The following is a 21,578-nucleotide window of genomic DNA, read 5'->3' on the forward strand; positions in this document are numbered from 1 at the left end:
ACGCCTCATCGGGCCGGATCGCTATCCGACGCTGCCGGCCAATTCGAAGATCGGCATGTAGAGCAGCAGGACCACCGCGCCGACCGTCGCGCCCACCGCGAGCATCAGGACCGGTTCGAACACCTTGCTGAGCATCTCGATCGCGCGGTCGAGCGCGCCGTCGTGAAACTGCGCGATGTGCTCGCACATCCCGCCGAGGTCGCCGCTCTGTTCGCCCACGCGCAACAGCCGCTCGGCGACCGACGTCGTCAATCCATGCGCGGCGAGCACGGCCGCGACCGGCCGCCCTGCGCGCATCTCGTTCAGCGCGACGGCGAGCCGCGCGCGAAAGTGCTCGGGCAACACCTTGCCGGACAGCTCCAGCGCGACGATCGCCGGCGTGCCGCCCGCGATCAGCAGGCCGACGGTCCGGTAGAACCGCGTGAGCGCGAACAGTGCGCAGATGTCGCGCACTTTCGGCGCACGCCACATCAGGCGCTGCACCGCACGCTTGAACGCAGCCGAGCGGAGCGCCAGCGCCGCGCCGACGAACGACGCCGCGACCGCGAGCCCGACCGCCATCCCGTTCTCGCGCAGCAGATTTGCCCACCAGAGCATCGCGCGGGCCGTCGCCGGCAGCGTCGCGAGCGATTCGAACACCACGGCGAAACGCGGAATCACGAAGAACGCCATGAACAGCAGGATCGCGATGCCGACGCCGATCACGACCGCCGGATAGATCAGCGCGCCGATCACGCGCTTGCGAACCTGTTCGATTCGCACTTCGTATTGCTGATAGCGCTTGAGGACGACCGGCAACTGGCCACTGCCCTCCGAGGATTCGATCGTCGCGACGAGCAGCGGCGGAAAAATGGCCGGCTGCTGCGCGAGCGCCTTCGACAACGGCTGCCCTTCGACCATCACCGCCAGGATCCGGTCGATCACGTGCTTCGCGTCCCGGCCCGAATCCGCCTTGTCGCGCAGCGCCTCGAGCGCCTCGATCAGCACGAGGCCCGCGTCGAGCAGCGTCGACAGTTCCTGCAGGAACAGCGCGAGCGCGAACTTCGGCGCCCGTTTGCGGCGCCCGAAGCGGGTATCGCGCCGCACCTCGAGCACGACCGCGCCCTGCGCGGCGAAGCGCGCGCGCACGTCCGTCTCGCTCGCCGCTTCGACCGCCTGCTGCGTGACCTTGCCGGCGGCAAGCACGCGTACCCGAAATGCGTCCATCGCTACCTCCGCCATTCGTCGAGCAGCGCGAGGCTCGCATCGCGATCGCTCGTCAGCGCGCGGTACTCGCGCCAGACCTTGGTCGCATACGTCTTGCGCGCCGGCTCCCGTTTCGCCGACGACCCGGCGTTGTACGCGCCGACCGCGTTCCACGTATAGCCGTGCCGGTCGATGAATCCGGCGAGAATCGACGCGCCGGTGTCGATCGACGTGCACGGCTCGTCGATCAAGCGCTTGTGCGTCACGCCGACCTTGACGAGACGCGGCAGATGCGAACTGTTGATCTGCATCAGCCCGATGTCGTAGGTGCCGTTCCGGTTCCAGTTCATCGCGCGCGGGTTCAGCGCGGATTCCACTTTCGCGATCGCGACCAGCAGCAACGGATCGATGCCGTGCCGGTCGCCCGCCCGGGTCCAGCAATCCTTGGCCGCGGCGCCGGATACGCAGGCGGCGAACAGCGCCACCCCCGCGATCCAGCGGCGCGGACCCTTACATGCCATGGACAAGGTCCGCATCGAGACCACTCCCGCCGACACGACCGTCCCGTCCGAGCGACACGATCTCCGCCTCGCCGTCGCGGCCCGGCACGTTCCATTGGTATGCGCGGCCCCAGCCGTCCTTCGGCACGGCCTTCGCGAGGTACGGACCGTTCCAGCCGTCGCTGCCTTGCGGCTGCGCGACCAGCGAGTCGAGCCCTTCGTCGGCCGTTGGATAGCGGCCCGTGTCGAGCCGGAACTGCGTGACCGCGTCACCCAGCGTCTTCATCTGCGCTTCGGTCGACTTGACCTTCGCCTTGTCGACCTGCGAGAACAGCTTCGGACCGACATAGCCGGCCAGGAGCGCGATGATCAGCAGCACGACCAGCAGCTCCAGCAGCGTGAAGCCCTGCTGGCCGCGGCGCGTTGCCCATTTCCGGTAGTTCTGTTTCACGTCGTTTGCCCTCTGTGAAGATCCCGGCGCGGCGTCGCGGCCGGGGGCCGTCGTGTTGCAGACGGCAGGTGAGTGAGGCGCTTTCGGAGAGACGGGTTCGAATGAAGGAAAGCGCCGATCGATGACGTCATTTTCCCGGGCGAAGGGAAGCGTCACCACCTTCATCAACGAAATATCAAAGCCGGTTTTGAATCGGTCGATTCGCGGCCCCGCGTCAACGAAAAAAGCCGCGCGCATCGCTGCGCGCGGCTTACGTCATCTCCTTGTCAGGTCGTTACTTGCTGCAGGGGCCCACGTCCTTCCACACCTTGCCGGTATGGTCGGCGCCCGTCGATGCCGGATCGCCCGGCACCTCGTTCTGGGTCCACCAGCGCGCCTCGTACGTGCGGCCGTTGTGCTGCACCTTCGCACCGCCCGTGTAGGCCGTCCCCTGCTTCCATGCGGCCTGGCACTGCGCGCCTTCGCCACCGCCCGATTCGCCGGTCAGCTTGAACGTGGTGGTTTCCTGCTTCAGCGTGCCGCCGTCGATCTGCGACGTCGCCACGGCCGTGTGGTCGCCCGCCTTCGCGTTCGCGATGTCGACGTTCACGTCGCCCTGCATGCGCATCGTCGACGACTTCGAGCCGACCAGCGAATTCGCCGCGTCATAGACCTTCACCGTGACGTTCGTGTCCTTCGCGTGATTGAACTTCAGGAAGAACTTCGCGGTCGCCTTGCCGTTCTGGATCTTGAACTCGCCGTTGTTCGAGATGCTGAAGCCTTCGTCGAGGCCGCCTTCCGGCTGGTGATCGATCGTCGTCTCGGTGCGCACGATGCCGCTGGTGCTCTTCGAGAACACGTCGTTCTTGCCGAGCGCGGGCTCGATGCGGCCGTCGCGCTCGACGCCGGCGATCAGGTTCGCCGCCTGTGTGCGGTTGATTTCCTTCGCGAGCAGCATCGGCCACATGTTGCGCTCGCCCTGCTGCGCGGAACCGATCGTCACCGTGGTCTTCATCGACGGCACTTCGCCGCCCGACTTGAACACGCGGTTCGTGACCTTGTCGCCAGTCTTCAGGTCCATCGTCGGCGCGATGCTGCCGACGTTGGACCAGTTCGGCTTGCCCGGATCGGTCGGGCCGCCGGCGTCGGTGATGTTCAGGTCGGCCACGTTGTAGAACATGCCGGCCGTATCGCCGACGTGCCACGTCGTCAGCATCACGTGATGGCCCTTCTTGTCCGACGGGATCGTGCAGCCGTGCGGGCCGATCTCGTCGGCTTTCTTCATCCCGCCGTCGATCGTGCAGAACGGCGTCAGGTCGAACTGCTCGCGCGTGAGCTTCGCGTTCGGATTCCAGCCCTGCTTCGTCAAGTAGTACTTGAATTCCTTCGTCACGTGCGGCGCGGTGAACGTCCACTTGAACTGCTGCGCGCCCGGCTTGATGTCCGTGATCTTCCAGCGATCGACCGACTGCTCGTTGAGCTCGCTGAACTGCGTCACGCCGCCGCTCGCGATCTCGCCGTCCGGCGCGCCGGCTGCCGGGAAGCCCTGCTTGCCTTCGATGCTTTGCGGTTCGTAGGTGACCGAACCGCAGTTGAAGTTTTCGATCTTGCCCGCCTTCGCGCTGCACAGCAGGCCGCGCGACGGCGGCTCCGACAGGTAGCCGTGGGCAAACGCGGCTTGCGCGAAGAACATCGACGCGCACGCTACGAGCGGCGACAGGGTGAAGAGGGTCTTTTTAGCTGATCGGGTTCTCATCTGATTCCGTTGGGTTGAGCGTTGAATGGGTTGCCTCGTTAAGCGAATCGCGAGCGATCCGCCGGAATGTGCGTGACGCATGTCCTGCTGACGAAACGCCGGGTGCAGTATCGTCAGGCGCCGCGCGTCGGCGTACCTTCCTGAACGATCTCTCAACGATTCGTCGTCCCCTGCCCGCTCGCTTTTAGATTGCGTTGAGAATCGTTGCCGCCATGCCGCCCTCGAAAAAGAATGTGCTCGCTTTCCCGCACTCTTTTTCAACACCTGGATGGATGGTCATCAAATTGAAATCGCATAAACGTACTCCCGACATCGTGATCCGCCGCCGCTCCCTGCGTCGTGCGCACGTTGCCTATGCCGCGCTCGCGGCGGCCAGCGCACTGAGCTTCGCGAACGCCGCGCTGGCCGCGCCCGGCAAACCCAGCCTGAAGCAGTACGAAATCACGTCGCAGCCGCACGGCTTCGTCGAGATCGACATTCAGAGCGCAGGCGTCAAGCCATACAAGGACCTCGTCAAGCTGAACAAGAAGGTCGACGTGCCGCTGCCGTTCGACATCTGGAGCAACGGCACCGCCGTGAAGGCGGTCGCGGTGGTCAACGGCGTCGTCGATCCGGCGTCCGAGGTCAGGATGACGCCCGGCGGCACGCAAAGCGGCCAGGTGGTCGCGAACGTGAAGACGCCCGGCGTGAAGAAGATGCAGGTCCGCGTGATCGACGCCAACGGCGCATCGACCGACAGCGCGCCGCTCGACGTGGTCGTGTTCGACACGATTTCCGAACTGGCGGACGACCTGCCGAACAACGCAAGCAAGAACCACAAGCCGTATGCGAACACGACCGGCTCGGTCGTCGGCACCTACTTCGCGACCTGGTCGATCTACGATCGCAAGTTCAACGTCGACAACGTGCCGGTCGAGAACCTCACGCACATGCTGTACGGCTTCATCCCGATCTGCGGCGGCGCGGACGTGAACGCATCGCTCGCGAAGGACCTGCCGGGCTCGTTCAACACGCTGATGCAAAGCTGCAAGGGCCTGCCCGACTACAGCGTCGCGATCCACGACACCTACGGCGAGATGGCCAAGACCTTGCCGGGCCAGACCGCGAATTCGAAGCTCAAGGGCGTGCTCGGCCAGATGATGGCCGCGAAGAAGCGCAACCCGAACCTGAAGATCCTGCCGTCGATCGGCGGCTGGACGCTGTCCGACCCGTTCTTCGGGATGCACGATCCGGCGAAGCGCAAGGTGTTCGTCGATTCGACCGAACAACTGCTGCGCACGTGGAAGTTCTTCGACGGCGTCGACATCGACTGGGAATTCCCCGGCGGCAAGGGCGTGAATCCGTCGCTCGGCGATCCGGTCAAGGACGGCCCGCTGTATGTGACGCTGATGAAGGAGCTGCGCCAGATGCTCGACAAGCTGTCGCAGGAAACCGGCAGGACCTACGAGCTGACGTCGGCGATCGGCGCGGGCAAGGACAAGATCGACGTGGTGAACTACAAGGAAGCCACGAAGTACATGGACTACATCTTCGACATGACGTACGACTTCTACGGTGCGTTCAGTCTGAAGGATCTCGGCCATCAGACCGCGCTGTACGCGCCGAACTGGAAGCCGGACACCGCGTACACGACCCACAACTCGATCAAGGCGCTGCTCGCGCAGGGCGTCGATCCGAAGAAGCTCGTGGTCGGCGCGGCCGCGTATGCGCGCGGCTGGAACGGCGTGCACGGCTATGCCGACGGCAATCCGTTCACCGGCACCGCGACGGGCCCGCACAAGGGCCAGTGGGAAGCGGGCATCCTCGACTACAAGAAGCTCAAGGCGGAGATGATCGGGCCGAACAACGCCGGCATCAACGGCTACGAATACCACTACGACCAGACGGCCGAAGCGCCGTACGTGTTCAACAAGGGCACCGGCGAACTCCTCACGTTCGACGACGAGCGTTCGGTCCTCGCCAAGGGCGACTACGTGCGCGCGCATCAGCTGGGCGGCCTGTTCTCGTGGGAAATCGACGCGGACAACGGCGACATCCTGAACGCGATGCACAAGGGCCTCGGCCACGGCGACGAAGGCGGCGGTGGTGCCGAAAACCATCCGCCGGTCGCGCACGCGGGCGCCGACGTGACGGTGACCGGGCCGCAGACGGTGACGCTCGATGCGTCGAAGTCGCGCGACCCCGACGGCGACAAGCTGAGCTTCAAGTGGGAACAGGTCGGCGGCGATCCGCTGAAGCTCGTCGATGCGACGGGCGCGACGGCGCGCGTCGACGTGCCGTCGGTCAAGCAGGACACGAAGTACACGTTCCGCGTGACGGTCACCGACCCGGCCGGGCTGAAGGATACGGCGCAGATGGTCGTGACCGCGCAGGCGGAAGCGACGGTCGAACCGCCGCCGGCTGAAAACCGTCCGCCGGTCGCGCATCTCGGCGGCCCGGCGACGGTCGAGGCCGCTCAGGCCGTGACGCTGTCAGCCGCGAAGTCGACCGACCCGGACGGCGACAAGCTGACCTTCAAGTGGAACGTCCCGACCGGCATCAACGCGACGCCGACCGGCGCGACGTTGAACTTCAACGCGCCCGAACTCGCGAAGGACCAGTCGTTCACGTTCTCGGTCACGGTCAGCGACGGCAAGCTGTCGAGCACCGCGAAACACACGGTCCTCGTGAAGGCGAAGGATACGGGCGGCGGCAACGGTGGCGGCGAAGGCGGCGGCAATGGCGGCGGCGAGTACCCGGCGTACAAGGCCGGGACGCAATACAACGCCGGCGACATCGTGTCGAACCTCGGCAAGCTGTACCAGTGCAAGCCGTTCCCGTACAGCGGCTGGTGCTCCGGCGCGCCGGCGGCATACGAACCGGGCAAGGGCTTCGCGTGGAACGACGCGTGGACGCTGCACGGTGACGGCGGCGGTAACGGCGGCGGCGAAGGTGGCGGTAATGGTGGTGGCGAAGGCGGCGGTGAAGGTGGCGGCAATGGCGGTGGTGAAGGCGGCGGCAACGGCGGCGGCGACCACCCGCAGTACAAGGAAGGGACGAAGTACAACGCCGGCGACGTCGTCTCCAACAACGGCAAGCTGTACCGCTGCAAGCCGTTCCCGTACACCAACTGGTGCTCGATGGCGGCCTGGGCTTACGAGCCGGGCAAGGGCACCGCATGGGACCAGGCATGGGAGGAACACAAGGAGTAAGACCGACCACGTCCCAGGTCCGGCCGGCCGCGCCTTCGCGGCGCCCCGGCCGATGTGAAACCCGCGTCTGACGACGCACAACGGCAAATGCCCGGAATCGCCCTCGCCTCGTGCGGGGGCGTTTTCGTTTCTGGAGCCGGCGATGCGTGGCCGCTTCCCTTTCCGTGTCCGTTGCCGGTGTCGGTTTCCGGCTCTTGTCGTGCTACTGCGCGTGCTTCCGTGCTTCATCGGGTCGGCCAGCAAACGCGCCGGATGGCGCGCTCCATCGCCGACAGGACTTGGCCAGCGGACCGTCATCGCCAGCCGGCATGCGCGGCATCGCCGTCGTGCGGTAAGCGCCATGGGGTACGACAGCAAGACGCACGCAACCCTTTCGCGCCTCCTTTCGCTCCAGTCAGGCACACGCGACGTCATTCGACGCGCTGCCTGGGCCTCGATCTTCGCCGTCGTGACGAACGCACCACCCGAACGCAAAAAGGCCGGACCCCATGCAGTACAGGATCCGGCCTTTCATCGACCCGGTTTCAATTCTCGCCCGACTTCGGCAAAGCGCACGCCCGCGCTACCGCGCCGGCACTCGGCGCTTACGCGTCGTCGAGCATTTGCGCGGCGGTTCTCGGCAAGCGTACGGTAAAGCGGCTGCCCTGCCCCGGCGCCGACGTCACCTCGACCGATCCGCCGTGGCGCTCGATCACCGCCTTCACGAACGGCAGCCCGAGGCCAACGCCGCCGCTTGCGTCGCGATACATGCCGTCGACCTGAAAGAACGGCTCGAACAGCCGCGGCATCGCGTCGGCCGGGATGCCGATCCCCTGGTCCTGCACCGTCACCGACGCCTGCCGGTCGTCGGCATCGATCCACACGTCGACCACCGTGTCTTCGTCCGAGTACTTGATCGCGTTGTCGAGCAGGTTGGTCAACGCGCGCAGCAGCATGTCGCGATTGCCGAGCACGAACACGTCGTCGCCCTCGTAATGCGGACCCTCGACGCGGATGCGCTTCGCGTTCGCGCCGTGCCAGACATGATCGACGGCTTCCGTCGCAAGGTCGTTCACCGATATCGGCACGTACGCTTGCGTGTCGAGGTGCTCGGCGCGCGACAACTGCGTGAAATCCTGCGCGACGCGCAGGCTGTAGTCGACGAGCTTGTGCAGGTCGGCCAGGAAATCCTCGTCGCTCGCGCCGTCGGTCTGGTGTCGCTCCTCGAGCAGCGACAGCACCGTCGACAGCGGGTTGCGCAGATCGTGCGCCATGTGCCGCAGCGTCCGCCGGTCGCTTTCGACCGCGGCCTTGATGTTGTGGATATCGACGAGGCAGATCATGCTCGCCGTCGAACTGTGCCGGTCGCCGTCGCCGAACGGCGTCACCATCACCATCTGCGTGCGCCCGTTCAGCGCGAGCTCGGCCGAATGGATCTTGCCGCTCGCCTTCGCGGTCAGCACTTCGTCGCGCACGATCGACAGCACGCGCCGTACCGCCGCGTCGCCGTCGGCGTCGAGCGCGGCCAGCATCGCGCGGCCGCGGGCGTTGCACATCAGCATCTCGCCACGCTGTTCGACGAAAATCGGATACGGCAGCGTCTCGATCATGTCGACATAGGCCGTGCGCCATTCGCGAATGCGCTGCATCGCGAGTTCGACTTCATCCGTCGTCGGCAGTGCGCTGCCCGCGTCGGCCGCGGGCGGCAAGCCGACGAACGCGTGCTGGCCGACCAGCCCGCGCAGCATTCCGTATTCGCTCAGCAGGAACGCCCGCAGGCTGCCGGCACGCCGCCAGCCGCACATTGCGAAAATCAAGACGCACACGGCAAGCAACGGCCCGATCGGTGTCCAGTACGACCCATGCACGAGCAGCATCACTTCGGCGGCGACGAACGCGGCCAGCCACCCGAGCGCGAATGCGTACATGCGCCAGCCCGGCACCAGCAGGCAGATCAGCAGCATCCCCGTCGCGACCGCGATGCTGACGGCAACCCGGATCGCCATCGGCTCGCGCCACTGAATGTGGCCGTCGATCAGTGCCTGCGTCATCAGCGCGTCCACCTCGACGCGGCGCAGCCGTCCGTCTGCCGACGTCGACAGGTCGTAGACGCCCGAAAGATCGGACATCGTGTCGCCGACGAAGACGATGCGGCCGCGCCACGCCGATTCGGGGATTCGCCCCTTCAGCACATCGACGTACGAATAGCGCTCGAGATCGAAGCGCGCCGGCAGGAGCAGCGCGAGCGAGCTCGCTTCGACATGCCCCATCCTGGACACGTGATCCTGCACGTGGAGGCGCACGTCGCCGGCCGGCAGCGACACCCCCGCGACGCGAATCGCCTCCAGCGCGACATGCGACAGTTCGCGATCCGAATCGCCGTCCCGGACGTACGGCACGATGCCCTGCACCAGATGGTCGCTGCCGAGCACGACGCTGCGCTGGCCGACGGCCGCCGCCGCGCCGCGCAACCGCGGCGCGGGCAGCAGCACGGTGTCGGCGCGCGTGCCCTCCGGCGACACGTGGGCGGGCAACACGACCCGCCCGTGCCGGGCGAGCGCAGCCACGAGCGCGTCGTCGCCGCGCGCCGGGCTGAACATCGTCATGTCGAGCACGACGCTCGATGCGCCGCCCAGACGATCGAGCACTTGCGCATGGGCGGCGCGCGTATAGCTTGCATCGCCACCGAGTTCGGCGACCGTCTTCTTGTCGATCGAGATGACGACGACATCGTCGCGCGCGCCGTAGTCGACGCCGGTCGTGACCAGATTCCAGTACAGACGGTCGAGCGGAGACAGCAGCGTCTCGGCCGCCGGCGTACAGCTGAGCGCCGCCAGTAACGCGACGCCGGCCGACAGCGGCCAGACGGCGGGCCGCGCGGATGTCGCGATTCTCCAGACTCGATTGAGCCAGTCAGGCATGGGATGGCATTCCTCGTTATTGTTTTATTTGCCCGAGTTCGATGGGTGCGCGTTCCTGAATTGTCTCGCGGCGAATCGGCCGCATTCTTCGTCGCACGGGCGATCCCGCCTCGCGACTACCGTGCAGGCGGGCTCGGGTTCCTCAACACAACCGCGCCGCATGCGGCTGCCGGTTACCAGACCGACATGTTGCTCGAATCGCTTTGATTTTTTTCAAGTGACAGATTCAATTATCTCTTGTCCCATATGATTTATCACCACTTTAGTACTTGTCTCATCCCTCGACATTCAGCGTGGTGTCGATGACGTGGATGGAGCGCAAATCTGTTGCCCCGGGCTCCGTCACCGGACGATGGACTACGAAGGTCGGCTAGCGCCGATACACGACCGCTGCGCCGAAATTACGCCGCGTAACGAGGGGATCCAGCGAAGCATGAGCGGTCGATCGAGCGGGGAAGGAATATTTTTGCCAGCCCTCATGGAATTGTGTTGACAGCCCCTTTGGAGCCGCTATAATTGCGGTCTTTCGCATCGCAGCAAGCGAAACGTGCCCAGGTGGCGGAATTGGTAGACGCACTAGGTTCAGGTCCTAGCGGTGGCAACATCGTGGAGGTTCGAGTCCTCTCCTGGGCACCATCTGTTTTCTAAAAAGGTCGGCTTCTGCCGGCCTTTTTTCATTTCAAGCCCAGGAAGCAAAGCGCCTGTGCGCTTTGCGCGAGGACTCGAAGGGCTGCGCTTGCAAGCGCAGCCGGGGTCGCGCAGGGGTGACCGAGTCCTCTCCTGGGCACCATCTGTTTTTGAAAAGGTCGGCTTCTAGCCGGCCTTTTTTTCATTTCGGCACCCGCATCGCGACTGCCTCCCTTCGGCCCTTATGTCGCCCGCTCCGATCGATAGCAGAATTTATCGGTTATCAATCGCCGTCCCCGTTGTTACGTTAGCCGCCTCGCTTTCAACGCATCCAACGAGGAGCCCCCCTTCATGACGTCGATGAACCGCCGCGCATTCGCACGCGCGATGCTGGCCGCGGGCCTCACGGCCGCCGGTGTCCGCGCGCACGCCGAGAACGCGCCGGCCGCACTGCGCATCGGTTACCAGAAGTCGTCGACGCTGATCACGCTGCTCAAGACGCGCGGCACGCTCGAGCAGGCGCTGACGCCGCTCGGCCTGACCGTGTCATGGCATGAATTCGCGAGCGGATTGCCGCTGACCGAAGCGCTCAACGTCGGCGCCGTCGACTTCAGCGCCGACGTGGCCGATACGGTCCCGGTCTTCGCGCAGGCCGCGCATGCGCGTTTCGTGTACGTCGCGCAGGAGGCGCCTTCGCCAAAGGCGCAGGCGATCGTCGTCAAGCGGGACAGCGCGCTGCGCACGCTCGCCGATCTCAAGGGCCGGCGTATCGCGGTCACGAAGGCGGCCGGCAGCCACTACCTGCTGCTCGCCGCGCTCGCCCGCGCGAAGCTCGCGCCCGCCGATGTGGCGATCCATTACCTGACGCCCGCGGACGGCCGCGCCGCATTCGAGCGCGGCAGCGTGGACGCATGGATCACGTGGGACCCTTATGTCGCGTCGGTCGACCGGAATCCCGACGTGCGGATCCTGGCCGACGGCAGCGGACTCGCGTCGTACCAGCGCTACTACCTCGCATCGAGCAGCTTTGCCGCCGCGCGCCCCGACGTCGTCCAGATTCTGTTCGACCAACTGTCCCAGGCCGGCGCGTGGCTGCGCGACCATCCGCAGGAGGCCGCGAACACGCTCGCGCCGATCTGGGGGCTCGATGCCGCGACAATCGCGCGGGCGAATGCGCGACGCAGCTACCTCGTCCGCGCGGTGGCCACGCAAAACTTCGGCGAACAACAGAAGATCGCCGATACGTTCCTGGCGGCCGGACTGCTGCCCGCTCGCGTCGATACCAGCCAGGCGGAGCGCTGGAATTTCACCGCGAAGCGCGCGGAACCGATCGGCGCATGACGATCGCGCCGCGCCCCGCGCACACTATTTTTATCGTCCCGGATGAAATTGTGTTGACAGACTCCGTCAGCACGCTACAATAGCGGTCTTCGCATCGCAGCAAGCGAAACGTGCCCAGGTGGCGGAATTGGTAGACGCACTAGGTTCAGGTCCTAGCGGTGGCAACATCGTGGAGGTTCGAGTCCTCTCCTGGGCACCACTTGATTTATAAAAAGGTCGGCTTTTAGCCGGCCTTTTTCATTTTTCGCCCAGGAAGCAAAGCGCCTGCGCGCTTTGCGCGAGGCTCGAAAGGCTGCGCTCGCAAGCGCAGCCGCGGTCGCGTCGTGATTACACCGTCCCGGTGACGCGCACGACGTGCTGAATCCCGTCCCTCGCCATCTTCGCGTACGGACAAATCGCCTCCGTCTCCGCGACCAGCTCGCGCGCGGCAGTTCCGCCGACGCCCGGCATGCCGACCTCGAGATCGAGCGCGATCGCAAACAGGCCATCCGCCGGATCGCGCTGAAACGTTGCGCTGGCCGTGATCGAGAGATCGGGCGGCAGCCGAATCCGGCGCCGCATCGCAACCAGCGTCAACGCGCCATGAAAGCACGCCGCGAAGCCGGCCGCGAACAACTGCTCCGGATTCGTACCGCCGCCCGCGCCACCCAATTCAACCGGCAGGCGCAACGACACATCGAGTTCGCCGGTGGTCGAACGCGCGTGGCCGGACGAACGTCCGTGGGCCGCTTCGCCGCCGGTGACCGTCACCGTCGTCGTGTAAAGCGGCAGCGGTTCGCTGCCGGTATAAGGATCGAGCAGCGATACCGAAGGCCGCGTCGTACGATGCATGGCGTTACTCCCAAGTGCAGACGCCGGACGGCTCCCGCCGCACTGCGCCCAATGAACGATGAACGACCGACGCTGCCGGCCCCGCATCATGCGGCACCCGCAGACATCGCCCTCTTCCGGCTGTGCTGTCGCATGCAGCCGAGCCGGCAATCGTGACGCGCGGCCGGCAGCAAATCCATCAGACGAATTCGAAATTCCCGGTCCCGAAACGAGCCGCGGGCGCCCGAGCCACGCTGCCGTTCCCGGATACGACCGGGATTTCCCTAGGCTGACAGACCGCCGTTCACGCGGTTAAATAAATCAACGTGATTTATTTAATGCGCCGCCAAGCGGTGCGACATGGAAGGAGACGCCATGAGAAGCCCGCACTTCGGCCAAGGAAGCAATTCGGCCAACGTGCGCCGTTACAACGAGCGCCTGCTGCTGAAGACGCTGCGCCGCGCGGGCAGCGCATCGAAGGCCGACCTCGCCCGTCTCGCGAGCATGACGGGGACGGCGGTCGGCAGCATCATCGCGTCCCTCGCCGACGCGAAGCTGATCGAATTCGCGGGCCGCACCGAAGGCCAGCGCGGCCAACCGGCATCGCTGATCCGCCTCGATCCGCGCGGCGCGTTCGGCATCGGCGTCCATCTCGACCGGATGCGCATCGAGACGGCGCTCGTCAATTTCGCGGGCGACGTGCTCGGCCGCCGCTCGCACGACACGCTGCTTCCCCCGCCCGCCGACGTGCTCGAGATCGTGCGTCACGACATCGACGCGATGCAGGCCCTGCTCCCCGACCATGAACGCGCGCGCCTGACCGGCGTCGGCGTCGCGCAGCCGTACAACCTCGGCGCGTGGATGCGCGAGCTCGGCCTCGCGCCCGACACGTTCCGCGCGTGGGAAGACGTCGATTTCGCGGCCGACCTCGGCCGCACGCTGTCGCTGCCCGTATTCGGCGAAAACGACGGCAACGCGGCCGCGATCGCCGAACTGTTCTACGGGTACGGCCGGCAGTGCGACGACTTTGTCTACCTGTTCATCGGGCCGGCGATCGGCGGCGGCATCGCGATCGACGGCGACTGCCTGCGCGGCGTGACCGGCAATGCCGGCGACATCGCGGTGATTCCGGTGCCGCCGAGCGGGCTGGCGTCCGCGCCGCCGCCGCGCGGCCGGTGGGACATCCTGCTCGCGCGCGCGTCGCTGCATGCGCTCGTGCGCCACCTGCGCCATCACGGCGAGACGGTCGAGAACCGCGCCGATCTCGAAGCCTGCATCGCCCGCGGCCTGCCGGCCGTCGACGAATGGATCGACGATTGCGTCGACGCGCTCGCGCCGGCGTTGCGCTCGGTGCTGTGCGTGATCGACGCGCCGGTGGTCGTGATCGACGCCGACACCGACGCGGGCCTGCTCGACGCGCTCACGACCCGCCTGCGCGCGGCGCTCGTGGCCACCGCGCCCGAGGCGCGCGGCACGCCGGTCCTCGTGCGCGGCACGTTCGGCGCCGATGCCGGCGCGATCGGCGCCGCCACGCTGCCGATGTTTTTCAACTTCTCCCCGCGGGCCGGCATCCTCAAGGGCGCCCGCACCGATTCGCAGGAGGTCCACCATGTCGCGTTCTGAGTCGCCCCGCCCGCTGCTCGAGATGCGCGGGATCAGCAAGACGTTCCCGGCCGTGCGCGCGCTCGACAACGTCAGCCTGACCGTCTATCCGGGCGAGATCCATTCGCTGATGGGCGAGAACGGCGCGGGCAAATCGACGCTGATGAAGATCCTGTCGGGCGCCTACCGCGCCGACGCCGGCGGCGAGATCCTGATCGACGGCCAACGCATCGACATCGACGGCCCGCTCGCCGCGCGCGATGCCGGCGTCGCGGTGATCTACCAGGAGCTGTGCCTGTCGCCGAACCTGAGCGTCGCGGAAAACATCTACATCGGCCGCGAACTGCGCCGCGGCAACCGGCGCTGGGGCACGATCGACCGCGCGGCGATGGCGCGCGGCTGCCAGGACGTGCTCGCGCGCCTGGGCGCCCCGTTCGGCCCCGACACGCTCGTCGACACGCTGTCGATCGCCGAACAGCAGCTCGTCGAAATCGCGCGCGCCGTGCATACGCGCGCCCGGATCCTCGTGATGGACGAACCGACCACGCCGCTGTCGTCGCGCGAAACCGAGCACTTGTTCAGCCTGATCCGCCAGTTGCGCGAGGAAGGCCTCGCGATCATCTACATCAGCCACCGGATGGCGGAGATCTACGAACTGTCCGATCGCGTGTCGGTGCTGCGCGACGGCGCGTACGTCGGCACGCTGGAGCGCGAGGCGCTGTCGGCCGAGCGGCTCGTCGCGATGATGGTCGGCCGCGACATCTCCGGCTTCTACAAGAAGGAACACGCGCCGTACGACCCCGGCCACCTGCTGCTGTCGGTGCGCGACATCGCCGACGGTGCGCGGGTGCGCGGCTGCAGTCTCGACCTCCATGCCGGCGAAGTGCTCGGCATCGCGGGGCTCGTCGGCGCGGGCCGCACCGAGCTCGCGCGGCTGATCTTCGGCGCCGAGCCGCGCGTGCGCGGCAACGTGAAGCTCGGCGAGCGCACGTTCGGCGCGCACTCGCCGCGCGACGCGATCGACGCGGGGCTCGTCTACCTGACCGAGGACCGCAAGCGCCAGGGCCTGTTCCTCGACATGAGCGTGCGCGACAACATCAACATCTCGGTGTGCAACCGCGATGCGCGGCTCGGCGCGCTCGATCTGGCCCGCGGCGCCGCACGCGCGCGCGACGCCATCGCATCGCTGTCGATCCGCGTGCCGCATGCAAACGTCAACGTCGGCGCGCTGTCGGGCGGCAACCAGCAGAAAGTGCTGCTGTCGCGCCTGCTCGAGACGAAGCCGCGCGTGCTGATCCTCGACGAACCGACGCGCGGCGTCGACATCGGCGCGAAATCCGAGATCTACCGGATCATCAACGAACTGGCCCGTGCCGGCGTGGGCGTGATCGTGATCTCGAGCGAACTGCCGGAAATCATCGGCGTCGCCGACCGCGTGCTCGTGATGCGCGAAGGCGAGATCGCGGGCGAACTCGGCGGACACACGCATACGCCGATCACACAGGAAGCGATCATCGCGCTCGCCACCGGCTCGCAGGCCGAACTGGCCGACGCGCACTGAGCGCCGCCCCTTTTCATTTCACTCTCACATTCAGGCTACCGAAATGATCAACCCGACCAAGCAGCGGAACCTCGCTTCCGCGACCGCCCACCCGGTCGCCAACCGTACGCCCCTGATGCGCGGCGCCGATCATCGCGCCCGCATGCAATCGCTGATCCGCACGGCCGGCATGCTGCCGGTGCTGCTGGTCCTGTGCGTCGGCTTCGGCTTCCTGACCGATGGCTTCTTCACGCTGCAGAACCTGTCGATCGTCACGCAGCAGGCATCGATCAACATCGTGCTCGCCGCCGGCATGACCTTCGTGATCCTGACGGGCGGCATCGACCTGTCGGTCGGCTCGGTGCTCGCCGCCGCGGCCGTCGCGGCGCTCATCGCGTCGACCATTCCCGGCTGGGGCTGGCTCGGCGTGCCGTTCGCGCTCGTCGTCGGCCTCGTGTTCGGCGCGATCAACGGCGGGCTGATCTCGTTCCTGCGCCTGCCGCCGTTCATCGTCACGCTCGGCGCGATGACGGCCGTGCGCGGCGTCGCGCGCCTGATCGGCAACGACACGACCGTGTTCAACCCGCAACTGCCGTTCGCGTTCATCGGCAACGGCTCGATCGTCGGCGTGCCGTGGCTCGTCGTGATCGCGTGCGCGGTGATCGCGATCTCGTGGTTCATCCTGCGCCGCACGGTGCTCGGGATGCGGATCTATTCGGTCGGCGGCAACCCGGAAGCCGCACGCCTGTCCGGCATCAACGTGCGCGCGATCCAGCTGTTCGTGTATGCGGCGTCGGGCCTGCTCGCCGGCCTCGGCGCGGTGATGTCGGCCGCGCGCCTGTATGCGGCCAACGGCCTGCAGCTCGGCCAGTCGTACGAACTCGACGCGATCGCCGCGGTGATCCTCGGCGGCACGAGCTTCGTCGGCGGCGTCGGTTCGATCGTCGGCACGCTGATCGGCGCGCTGATCATCGCGGTGCTGACCAACGGCCTCGTGCTGCTCGGCGTGTCCGATATCTGGCAATACATCATCAAGGGGCTGGTGATCATCGGCGCGGTCGCGCTCGACCGCTATCGCCAGCGCGACTCGGCCCGTACCTGATACTTCTTCCCCATCGTTCCACCATCGCGGCGCAGGCAGGTCCTCCTGCGCCCGTTCGCCAACAGACCTCACGGAGACACAACGACATGTTCAAGCACACCGCCGCCCTGACCGCCGCCGCCTGCGCACTCGCCTTCGGCGCCGCCGCCCAGGCAGCCGACAAGCCGCTGAAATCGATCGGCGTCACGGTCGGCTCGCTCGGCAACCCGTACTTCGTCACGATCGTGAAAGGCGCCGAAGCGCGCGCGAAGCAGCTCAACCCGAACGCGAAGGTCACGGCCGTATCGGCCGACTACGACCTGAACAAGCAGTTCACGCAGATCGACAACTTCATCTCCGCGCACGTCGACATGATCCTGCTCAACGCGACCGATCCGAAGGCGATCGAGCCGGCCGTGAAGAAGGCGCAGGCGGCCGGCATCACGGTCGTCGCGGTGGACGTCGCGGCGGCCGGCGCGAACGCGACCGTGCAGACCAACAACGTGAAGGCCGGCGAACTCGCGTGCGACTACCTCGCGAAGAAGCTGAACGGCAAGGGCAACGTGATCATCGAGAACGGCCCGCAGGTGTCGGCCGTGATCGATCGCGTGAACGGCTGCAAGGCCGTGCTCGCGAAAAACGCCGGCATCAAGCTGCTGTCGAGCGACCAGGACGGCAAGGGCTCGCGCGAAGGCGGGATGAACGCGATGCAGGGCTACCTGACGCGCTTTCCGAAGCTCGACGGCGTGTTCACGATCAACGACCCGCAGGCGATCGGCAGCGATCTCGCGGCGAAACAGCTGAACCGCCCGAACGTCGTGATCACGTCGGTCGACGGCGCGCCCGACATCGAGGTCGCGCTGAAGTCGAACACGCTCGTGCAGGCGTCGTCGAGCCAGGACCCGTGGGCGATGGCGCAACAGGCCGTCAACGTCGGTTACGGGATCATGAACGGCCAGAAGCCGGCCAATCCGATGATCCTGATCGAGCCGACGCTCATCACGCGCGACAACGTGAAGACCTACAAGGGCTGGAGCTCCCCGCGCTGATCGCGGCGATCGCCCGCGAGGCCGGGCGGTGCCGGGCCGCGTCGCCGCGCGCGACGGCCCGCACCGCCCGATTGTCCAGATTCTGATCAACCGCCGTACGGCCGCGCGCGACGCCGCGGCACAAGGTTTCAACATGACGACGACGTTTCCCCGCCTGATCGTTTTCGGCGAAGCGCTGACCGATTTCATCCGCGACGACGCACGGCACTGGCACAGCGTCGCCGGCGGCTCGTGCTGGAACGTCGCGCGCGTCGGCGCGCGACTCGGCGTGCCGACGGCCTTCGCCGGCACGGTCAGCCGCGACACCTTCGGCGACGAGCTGATGCGCAAGAGCGCCGACGCGGGGCTCGACATGCGCTTCATTCGGCAGGTCGACCGCGCCCCGCTGCTCGCGATGGTCGTGTCGAAGCAGCCGCCCGATTATTTCTTCATCGGCGAAAACAGCGCCGATCTCGCGTTCGATCCGGCCGATTTGCCCGCCGGCGCCTTCGATGCGGCCGACATCGTGCACGTCGGCTCGCTCGGCGTCGTGCGCGAGCCGCTCGCATCGCGCCTGATCGAACTCGCGTACGCCGCGCGGGCGGCCGGCAAGCGGATCTCGTTCGACCCGAACTTCCGTGCGCCGATGGCGGCGCCCTCGTATCGCGACACGCTGCGCCGGCTGACCGCGCTCGCCGACTGGATCAAGGTATCCGACGAGGATCTGCGCGGGCTGTTTCCGGAACTCGACGAAGCGGCCGCGCTCGCGCAGTTGCGTGCGTGGGCACCCGACGCGACGATGCTCGTCACGCGCGGCGCAGCCGGCATGCAGCTGCTGCATCGCGATACCGTGCTGTTCCAGCCCGCGTTCCCGGCCGAGGTGGCCGACACGGTCGGCTGCGGCGATGCGAGCATCGGCGGCTGGCTCGCGAGCCAGCTCGCTCGCCCCGATGCGTCGGCCGCCGAGCATCTGCGCTACGCGGCCGCGTGCGCGGCCGTCGCCTGTGAACATGCAGGCGCCTATGCGCCGACGGCCGCGGAAGTGGCCGACATGATCGAACGCACCGCCGCCAACGCCGCGCTTTCGCAATAGACGGCGCCGACGCGCCGCGCCGTCACGCGGCGCCCGTACCGTCGCTGCCGTCGCCACCGTTCGGCGGCCTGCCGGCCCGCAGCAGTTGCAGGCTTTCATCGACGCTCAGTTCCGACATCGCGTCGTCGTGCAGCGTATCGTCCGCCGCGCGGCGCAGCGCATGCAACGCGTGCACCTTGAGCCGCACGAGCGCGAGCCGCAGCCCGCGCGCCGCGCATTCGGCCGCGAACGTGCGCAACGATTCGATCGTCGTGCCGTCGACATCCGGCGTTTCCTCGAGGCTCACCATCACGGTATGCGTGTCCGGCGCGGCCTTCATCAGCGCCCGCACGCGATTGAGCATCCGGTCCGCGTTCGCGAAGAACAGTTGCGCCTCGGGCCGCACGATCAGCACGCCCGGCACCGGCTTCGCATCGGCATGGCTCGCGACGTCGACGAAATCGTGGCTGTCGCGCAGCCGGCCGAGCACGCTGACGTTCGGCTCGGACAGCTTGCGCAGCGTCAGCAGCAGGCTCACGCCGATGGCCGCGAGCAGCCCGTGCAGCACGCCGAGCAGGAGCACCGCGAGCAGCGCCGCGATCACGACGAGCCGGTCGCGATGCCAGGCCCAATATGGCCGGAACACGGACGGATGCAGCGAGTGGCTGACCGCGAAGATCACGATCGCCGCGAGCACGGGCTCGGGCGTGCGCGCGAGCTGCGGCAGCAGCAGCCAGACGATCAGCGCGACCACGCCGGCCGCCCACAGGCCCGCCAAGCGCGACTGCGCACCGGCCGCCTCGTTCGCCGACGTCGCCGAATAGCCGGCGCCGACCGGCATCCCGTGCAGCAGGCCCGACACGAGGTTCGCGCAGCCGAGCGCGACGAGGTCGCGGTTCGGCGACACGGTATCGCCGTGCTTCAGCGCGAAGTTGCGGATCGATCCGTACGATTCCGCATACAGGATCAGCATCAGCGCGAATGCGAGCTCGACCGTCTGCATCCACGCATTGCGGTCGAGACGCGGCAGGCCGAATTCGAGGTGCCGGAAGTCGATATGGCCGACGATCGCGATGCCGTACCGCTGCCAGTCGATCGCGTAACCCGCCGCGATCGACAGCACGATCACGACGAGCGTCGCCGGCACGCGCGCGCCGCGCCCGAGCACGAACAGCAGCGCGAGCGCGGTCGCGCCGAGCACGACGCTCGCGAGATTCGCGTGCGGCGCGCCGGCGAGCAGGTCGAGCGCGACGTGCGGCGCGTCGCCGTGCTGCACGGAAATCGCGAGGATCTTCGGCAACTGCTTGATGACGATCGTCAGCGCGAGACCGAACGTGAAGCCGCGCAGCACGGGCCGCGCGACGAAATCCGACATGCCGCCGAGCCGCGCGACGCCGGCCAGGATGAACAGCACGCCCGTCATCGCGACGAGCGCCGCCGCGAGCGCGAGCTGCGCGGCCAGCGCCATCCCCGATTCGGCGAGCACGGTCGCCGCGAGCACCGCGGCCGACGACGACGTCGACGACACGATCGCGAAGCGGCTGCTGCCCGTCAGCGCATAGACGACGAGCCCCGACAGCAGCGCGATCAGGCCGGCCTGCGGCGGCAGGTTGGCGAGCCCCGCATACGCGACCGCCTCGGGAATCAGCAGGCCGGCAATCGACAGACCGGCCAGCGCATCGAGGCCGATGCGTCGCGTGCGCGGCGCGGGCGGCGTGTCGAGCGCCGCGAAATGGTCGGGATGCTGCGGCCCGGCGTCGGGGCGAATCGGAGCAGTCGTCATGAGGCGGTCGGCGCCGTGCGCCGGTCAGGGTTTGACGGCAATCACGCCCGACCAGCCGGGCAGATAGCGCGCATCCTGGTCGTGCGCGCGATGCAGCGCGACGTCGAGCGCCTTCGCGAAGTTCTTGCGGATCTGGTCGAGCGACACGTGCTGGCGCAGATAGTCGGCCCACAGGAATTCGCTGAACGGCGTCGCGTCCTTCGCATAGCCGCCCGCCGTGCGCAACTCGCCGGCGAGGCTGCGGTACGGATCGTCCTCGAGGCCCGTCAACGCCTTCGGCAAATGCGCATAGTCGCGCCGCGAGCCGTCCGGGCCGAACGGATGCACCCACTGGTTGTGTTCCATCATCCGCCAGAAGATCGTGTCGTCGAGCCACGACAGATCCTTCAGCAGCATCGCGTTCACGCGCGCCTCGCCCTCCTCGATCAGCGCGAGGCCGAGATGATGATGATCGGTGATGTAGTGCAGCCCGTCCGGGCCGAGCACGGCCGGGAACCAGTGCGAGTCGATCGCGGCCTGGCGGGCGCGCTTGTTCAACGCCTTCCAGTGCTTGCGCTTCGCCTTGACTTCGCGATAGCCCACCGTCATCTGGGTCGGACGCAGCGCGTCGAGCCTGACGGGAATGAGATGAACGTCGTTGCCGAGTGCCATGGTCGTACCCCATGTTGCGAAATTCCGGCAACGATACTCCTGATCATGCGCGCCGTTAATACGTCACGAATGCGATGCGCG

16 protein-coding genes and 2 tRNA genes are annotated in these 21,578 nt (G+C 67.1%); 10 read left to right on the top strand and 8 right to left on the bottom strand.

Translation table 11 applies throughout. The features are described from left to right. Window positions 1–21: 21 nt before the first annotated feature. The 4 genes from HWX14_RS03570 to gbpA form a co-directional block, all read right to left on the bottom strand. On the bottom strand, window positions 22–1,206 hold the full coding sequence (locus HWX14_RS03570) for a type II secretion system F family protein (RefSeq protein ID WP_175881564.1): 1,185 nt from the start codon (window positions 1,204–1,206) through the stop codon (window positions 22–24). Between the two features lie 2 nt (window positions 1,207–1,208). Next, window positions 1,209–1,706 carry a lytic transglycosylase domain-containing protein gene (locus HWX14_RS03575; RefSeq protein ID WP_175881565.1) on the bottom strand — a complete coding sequence of 166 codons (498 nt, stop codon included), beginning with the start codon at window positions 1,704–1,706 and terminating at the stop codon, window positions 1,209–1,211. Next, window positions 1,696–2,136, bottom strand: coding sequence for a type II secretion system major pseudopilin GspG (gene gspG / locus HWX14_RS03580; protein WP_175881566.1), 441 nt, complete (start codon window positions 2,134–2,136; stop codon window positions 1,696–1,698). Before gspG ends, HWX14_RS03575 begins: the two co-directional genes overlap by 11 nt. Before the next feature lie 274 nt (window positions 2,137–2,410). Continuing rightward, window positions 2,411–3,871 carry an N-acetylglucosamine-binding protein GbpA gene (gbpA, locus tag HWX14_RS03585; RefSeq protein WP_175881567.1) on the bottom strand — a complete coding sequence of 487 codons (1,461 nt, stop codon included), beginning with the start codon at window positions 3,869–3,871 and terminating at the stop codon, window positions 2,411–2,413. Between the two features lie 284 nt (window positions 3,872–4,155). Here gbpA and HWX14_RS03590 point away from each other — a divergent pair, with 284 nt between their 5' ends. Then, window positions 4,156–7,062 (top strand): glycosyl hydrolase family 18 protein, encoded by a 2,907-nt coding sequence (locus tag HWX14_RS03590; RefSeq protein ID WP_244130159.1) that lies wholly within the window; start codon window positions 4,156–4,158, stop codon window positions 7,060–7,062. 584 nt (window positions 7,063–7,646) lie between these two features. Here the strand turns inward: HWX14_RS03590 and HWX14_RS03595 are convergent. Next, window positions 7,647–9,962 (bottom strand): ATP-binding protein, encoded by a 2,316-nt coding sequence (locus HWX14_RS03595; protein ID WP_175881569.1) that lies wholly within the window; start codon window positions 9,960–9,962, stop codon window positions 7,647–7,649. Window positions 9,963–9,965: 3 nt separating this feature from the next. Between HWX14_RS03595 and HWX14_RS03600 the strand changes: the two genes are divergently transcribed. The 4 genes from HWX14_RS03600 to HWX14_RS03615 all read left to right on the top strand — a co-directional run bounded on the left by HWX14_RS03600 (window position 9,966) and on the right by HWX14_RS03615 (window position 12,129). Then, the gene (locus HWX14_RS03600) at window positions 9,966–10,169 is read left to right on the top strand and encodes a hypothetical protein (RefSeq protein WP_175881570.1); all 204 of its coding nucleotides are present in this window, start codon (window positions 9,966–9,968) and stop codon (window positions 10,167–10,169) included. A 342-nt stretch (window positions 10,170–10,511) separates the two neighbouring features. Next, window positions 10,512–10,598, top strand: a tRNA-Leu gene (locus HWX14_RS03605). A gap of 342 nt (window positions 10,599–10,940) precedes the next feature. Continuing rightward, complete coding sequence (locus HWX14_RS03610) at window positions 10,941–11,930, top strand: aliphatic sulfonate ABC transporter substrate-binding protein (protein WP_175881571.1); 990 nt, start codon at window positions 10,941–10,943, stop codon at window positions 11,928–11,930. 112 nt (window positions 11,931–12,042) lie between these two features. After that, window positions 12,043–12,129: transfer RNA gene (locus HWX14_RS03615), tRNA-Leu, on the top strand. A 128-nt stretch (window positions 12,130–12,257) separates the two neighbouring features. Here the strand turns inward: HWX14_RS03615 and HWX14_RS03620 are convergent. Next, entirely contained in the window at window positions 12,258–12,761 is a 504-nt protein-coding gene (locus tag HWX14_RS03620; RefSeq protein ID WP_175881572.1) for an Ohr family peroxiredoxin, read from the bottom strand. Window positions 12,762–13,115: 354 nt separating this feature from the next. On the opposite strand from HWX14_RS03620, the gene HWX14_RS03625 reads away from it, so the two are divergent. The 5 genes from HWX14_RS03625 (at window position 13,116) to HWX14_RS03645 (ending at window position 19,084) form a co-directional block, all read left to right on the top strand. Continuing rightward, complete coding sequence (locus tag HWX14_RS03625) at window positions 13,116–14,363, top strand: ROK family protein (protein ID WP_175881573.1); 1,248 nt, start codon at window positions 13,116–13,118, stop codon at window positions 14,361–14,363. Further along, window positions 14,350–15,903, top strand: coding sequence for a sugar ABC transporter ATP-binding protein (locus HWX14_RS03630; protein WP_175881574.1), 1,554 nt, complete (start codon window positions 14,350–14,352; stop codon window positions 15,901–15,903). Before HWX14_RS03625 ends, HWX14_RS03630 begins: the two co-directional genes overlap by 14 nt. A 43-nt stretch (window positions 15,904–15,946) precedes the next feature. Continuing rightward, on the top strand, window positions 15,947–16,984 hold the full coding sequence (locus HWX14_RS03635; RefSeq protein ID WP_175881575.1) for a ribose ABC transporter permease: 1,038 nt from the start codon (window positions 15,947–15,949) through the stop codon (window positions 16,982–16,984). A gap of 86 nt (window positions 16,985–17,070) precedes the next feature. Then, window positions 17,071–18,012 carry an ABC transporter substrate-binding protein gene (locus tag HWX14_RS03640; protein WP_175881576.1) on the top strand — a complete coding sequence of 314 codons (942 nt, stop codon included), beginning with the start codon at window positions 17,071–17,073 and terminating at the stop codon, window positions 18,010–18,012. 133 nt (window positions 18,013–18,145) lie between these two features. Further along, window positions 18,146–19,084, top strand: a complete 939-nt coding sequence (locus tag HWX14_RS03645) for a carbohydrate kinase (RefSeq protein WP_175881577.1) — start codon at window positions 18,146–18,148, stop codon at window positions 19,082–19,084. A 22-nt stretch (window positions 19,085–19,106) separates the two neighbouring features. Here the strand turns inward: HWX14_RS03645 and HWX14_RS03650 are convergent, their stop codons facing one another. Together HWX14_RS03650 and HWX14_RS03655 are read right to left on the bottom strand one after the other, a co-directional pair. Next, window positions 19,107–20,846: a SulP family inorganic anion transporter gene (locus tag HWX14_RS03650; protein WP_175881578.1), complete on the bottom strand. Its 1,740-nt coding sequence runs from the start codon at window positions 20,844–20,846 to the stop codon at window positions 19,107–19,109. Window positions 20,847–20,870: 24 nt separating this feature from the next. After that, complete coding sequence (locus HWX14_RS03655; RefSeq protein ID WP_175881579.1) at window positions 20,871–21,497, bottom strand: ParB-like protein; 627 nt, start codon at window positions 21,495–21,497, stop codon at window positions 20,871–20,873. Window positions 21,498–21,578: the final 81 nt, after the last annotated feature.

This window comes from Burkholderia sp. BCC0044, assembly GCF_902832955.1.
Taxonomy (GTDB): domain Bacteria; phylum Pseudomonadota; class Gammaproteobacteria; order Burkholderiales; family Burkholderiaceae; genus Burkholderia.

Bases quoted from the DNA above. Each gene is read 5' to 3' on its own strand.
- HWX14_RS03645 (WP_175881577.1), top strand. From the start codon at position 18,146: ATGACGACGACGTTTCCCCGCCTGATCGTTTTCGGCGAAGCGCTGACC.
- HWX14_RS03610 (WP_175881571.1), top strand. From the start codon at position 10,941: ATGACGTCGATGAACCGCCGCGCATTCGCACGCGCGATGCTGGCCGCG.
- HWX14_RS03650 (WP_175881578.1), bottom strand. From the start codon at position 20,846: ATGACGACTGCTCCGATTCGCCCCGACGCCGGGCCGCAGCATCCCGAC.
- HWX14_RS03595 (WP_175881569.1), bottom strand. From the start codon at position 9,962: ATGCCTGACTGGCTCAATCGAGTCTGGAGAATCGCGACATCCGCGCGG.
- HWX14_RS03620 (WP_175881572.1), bottom strand. From the start codon at position 12,761: ATGCATCGTACGACGCGGCCTTCGGTATCGCTGCTCGATCCTTATACC.
- HWX14_RS03575 (WP_175881565.1), bottom strand. From the start codon at position 1,706: ATGGCATGTAAGGGTCCGCGCCGCTGGATCGCGGGGGTGGCGCTGTTC.
- HWX14_RS03635 (WP_175881575.1), top strand. From the start codon at position 15,947: ATGATCAACCCGACCAAGCAGCGGAACCTCGCTTCCGCGACCGCCCAC.
- HWX14_RS03625 (WP_175881573.1), top strand. From the start codon at position 13,116: ATGAGAAGCCCGCACTTCGGCCAAGGAAGCAATTCGGCCAACGTGCGC.
- HWX14_RS03640 (WP_175881576.1), top strand. From the start codon at position 17,071: ATGTTCAAGCACACCGCCGCCCTGACCGCCGCCGCCTGCGCACTCGCC.
- gbpA (WP_175881567.1), bottom strand. From the start codon at position 3,871: ATGAGAACCCGATCAGCTAAAAAGACCCTCTTCACCCTGTCGCCGCTC.
- HWX14_RS03600 (WP_175881570.1), top strand. From the start codon at position 9,966: ATGGCATTCCTCGTTATTGTTTTATTTGCCCGAGTTCGATGGGTGCGC.
- HWX14_RS03570 (WP_175881564.1), bottom strand. From the start codon at position 1,206: ATGGACGCATTTCGGGTACGCGTGCTTGCCGCCGGCAAGGTCACGCAG.
- HWX14_RS03655 (WP_175881579.1), bottom strand. From the start codon at position 21,497: ATGGCACTCGGCAACGACGTTCATCTCATTCCCGTCAGGCTCGACGCG.
- HWX14_RS03630 (WP_175881574.1), top strand. From the start codon at position 14,350: ATGTCGCGTTCTGAGTCGCCCCGCCCGCTGCTCGAGATGCGCGGGATC.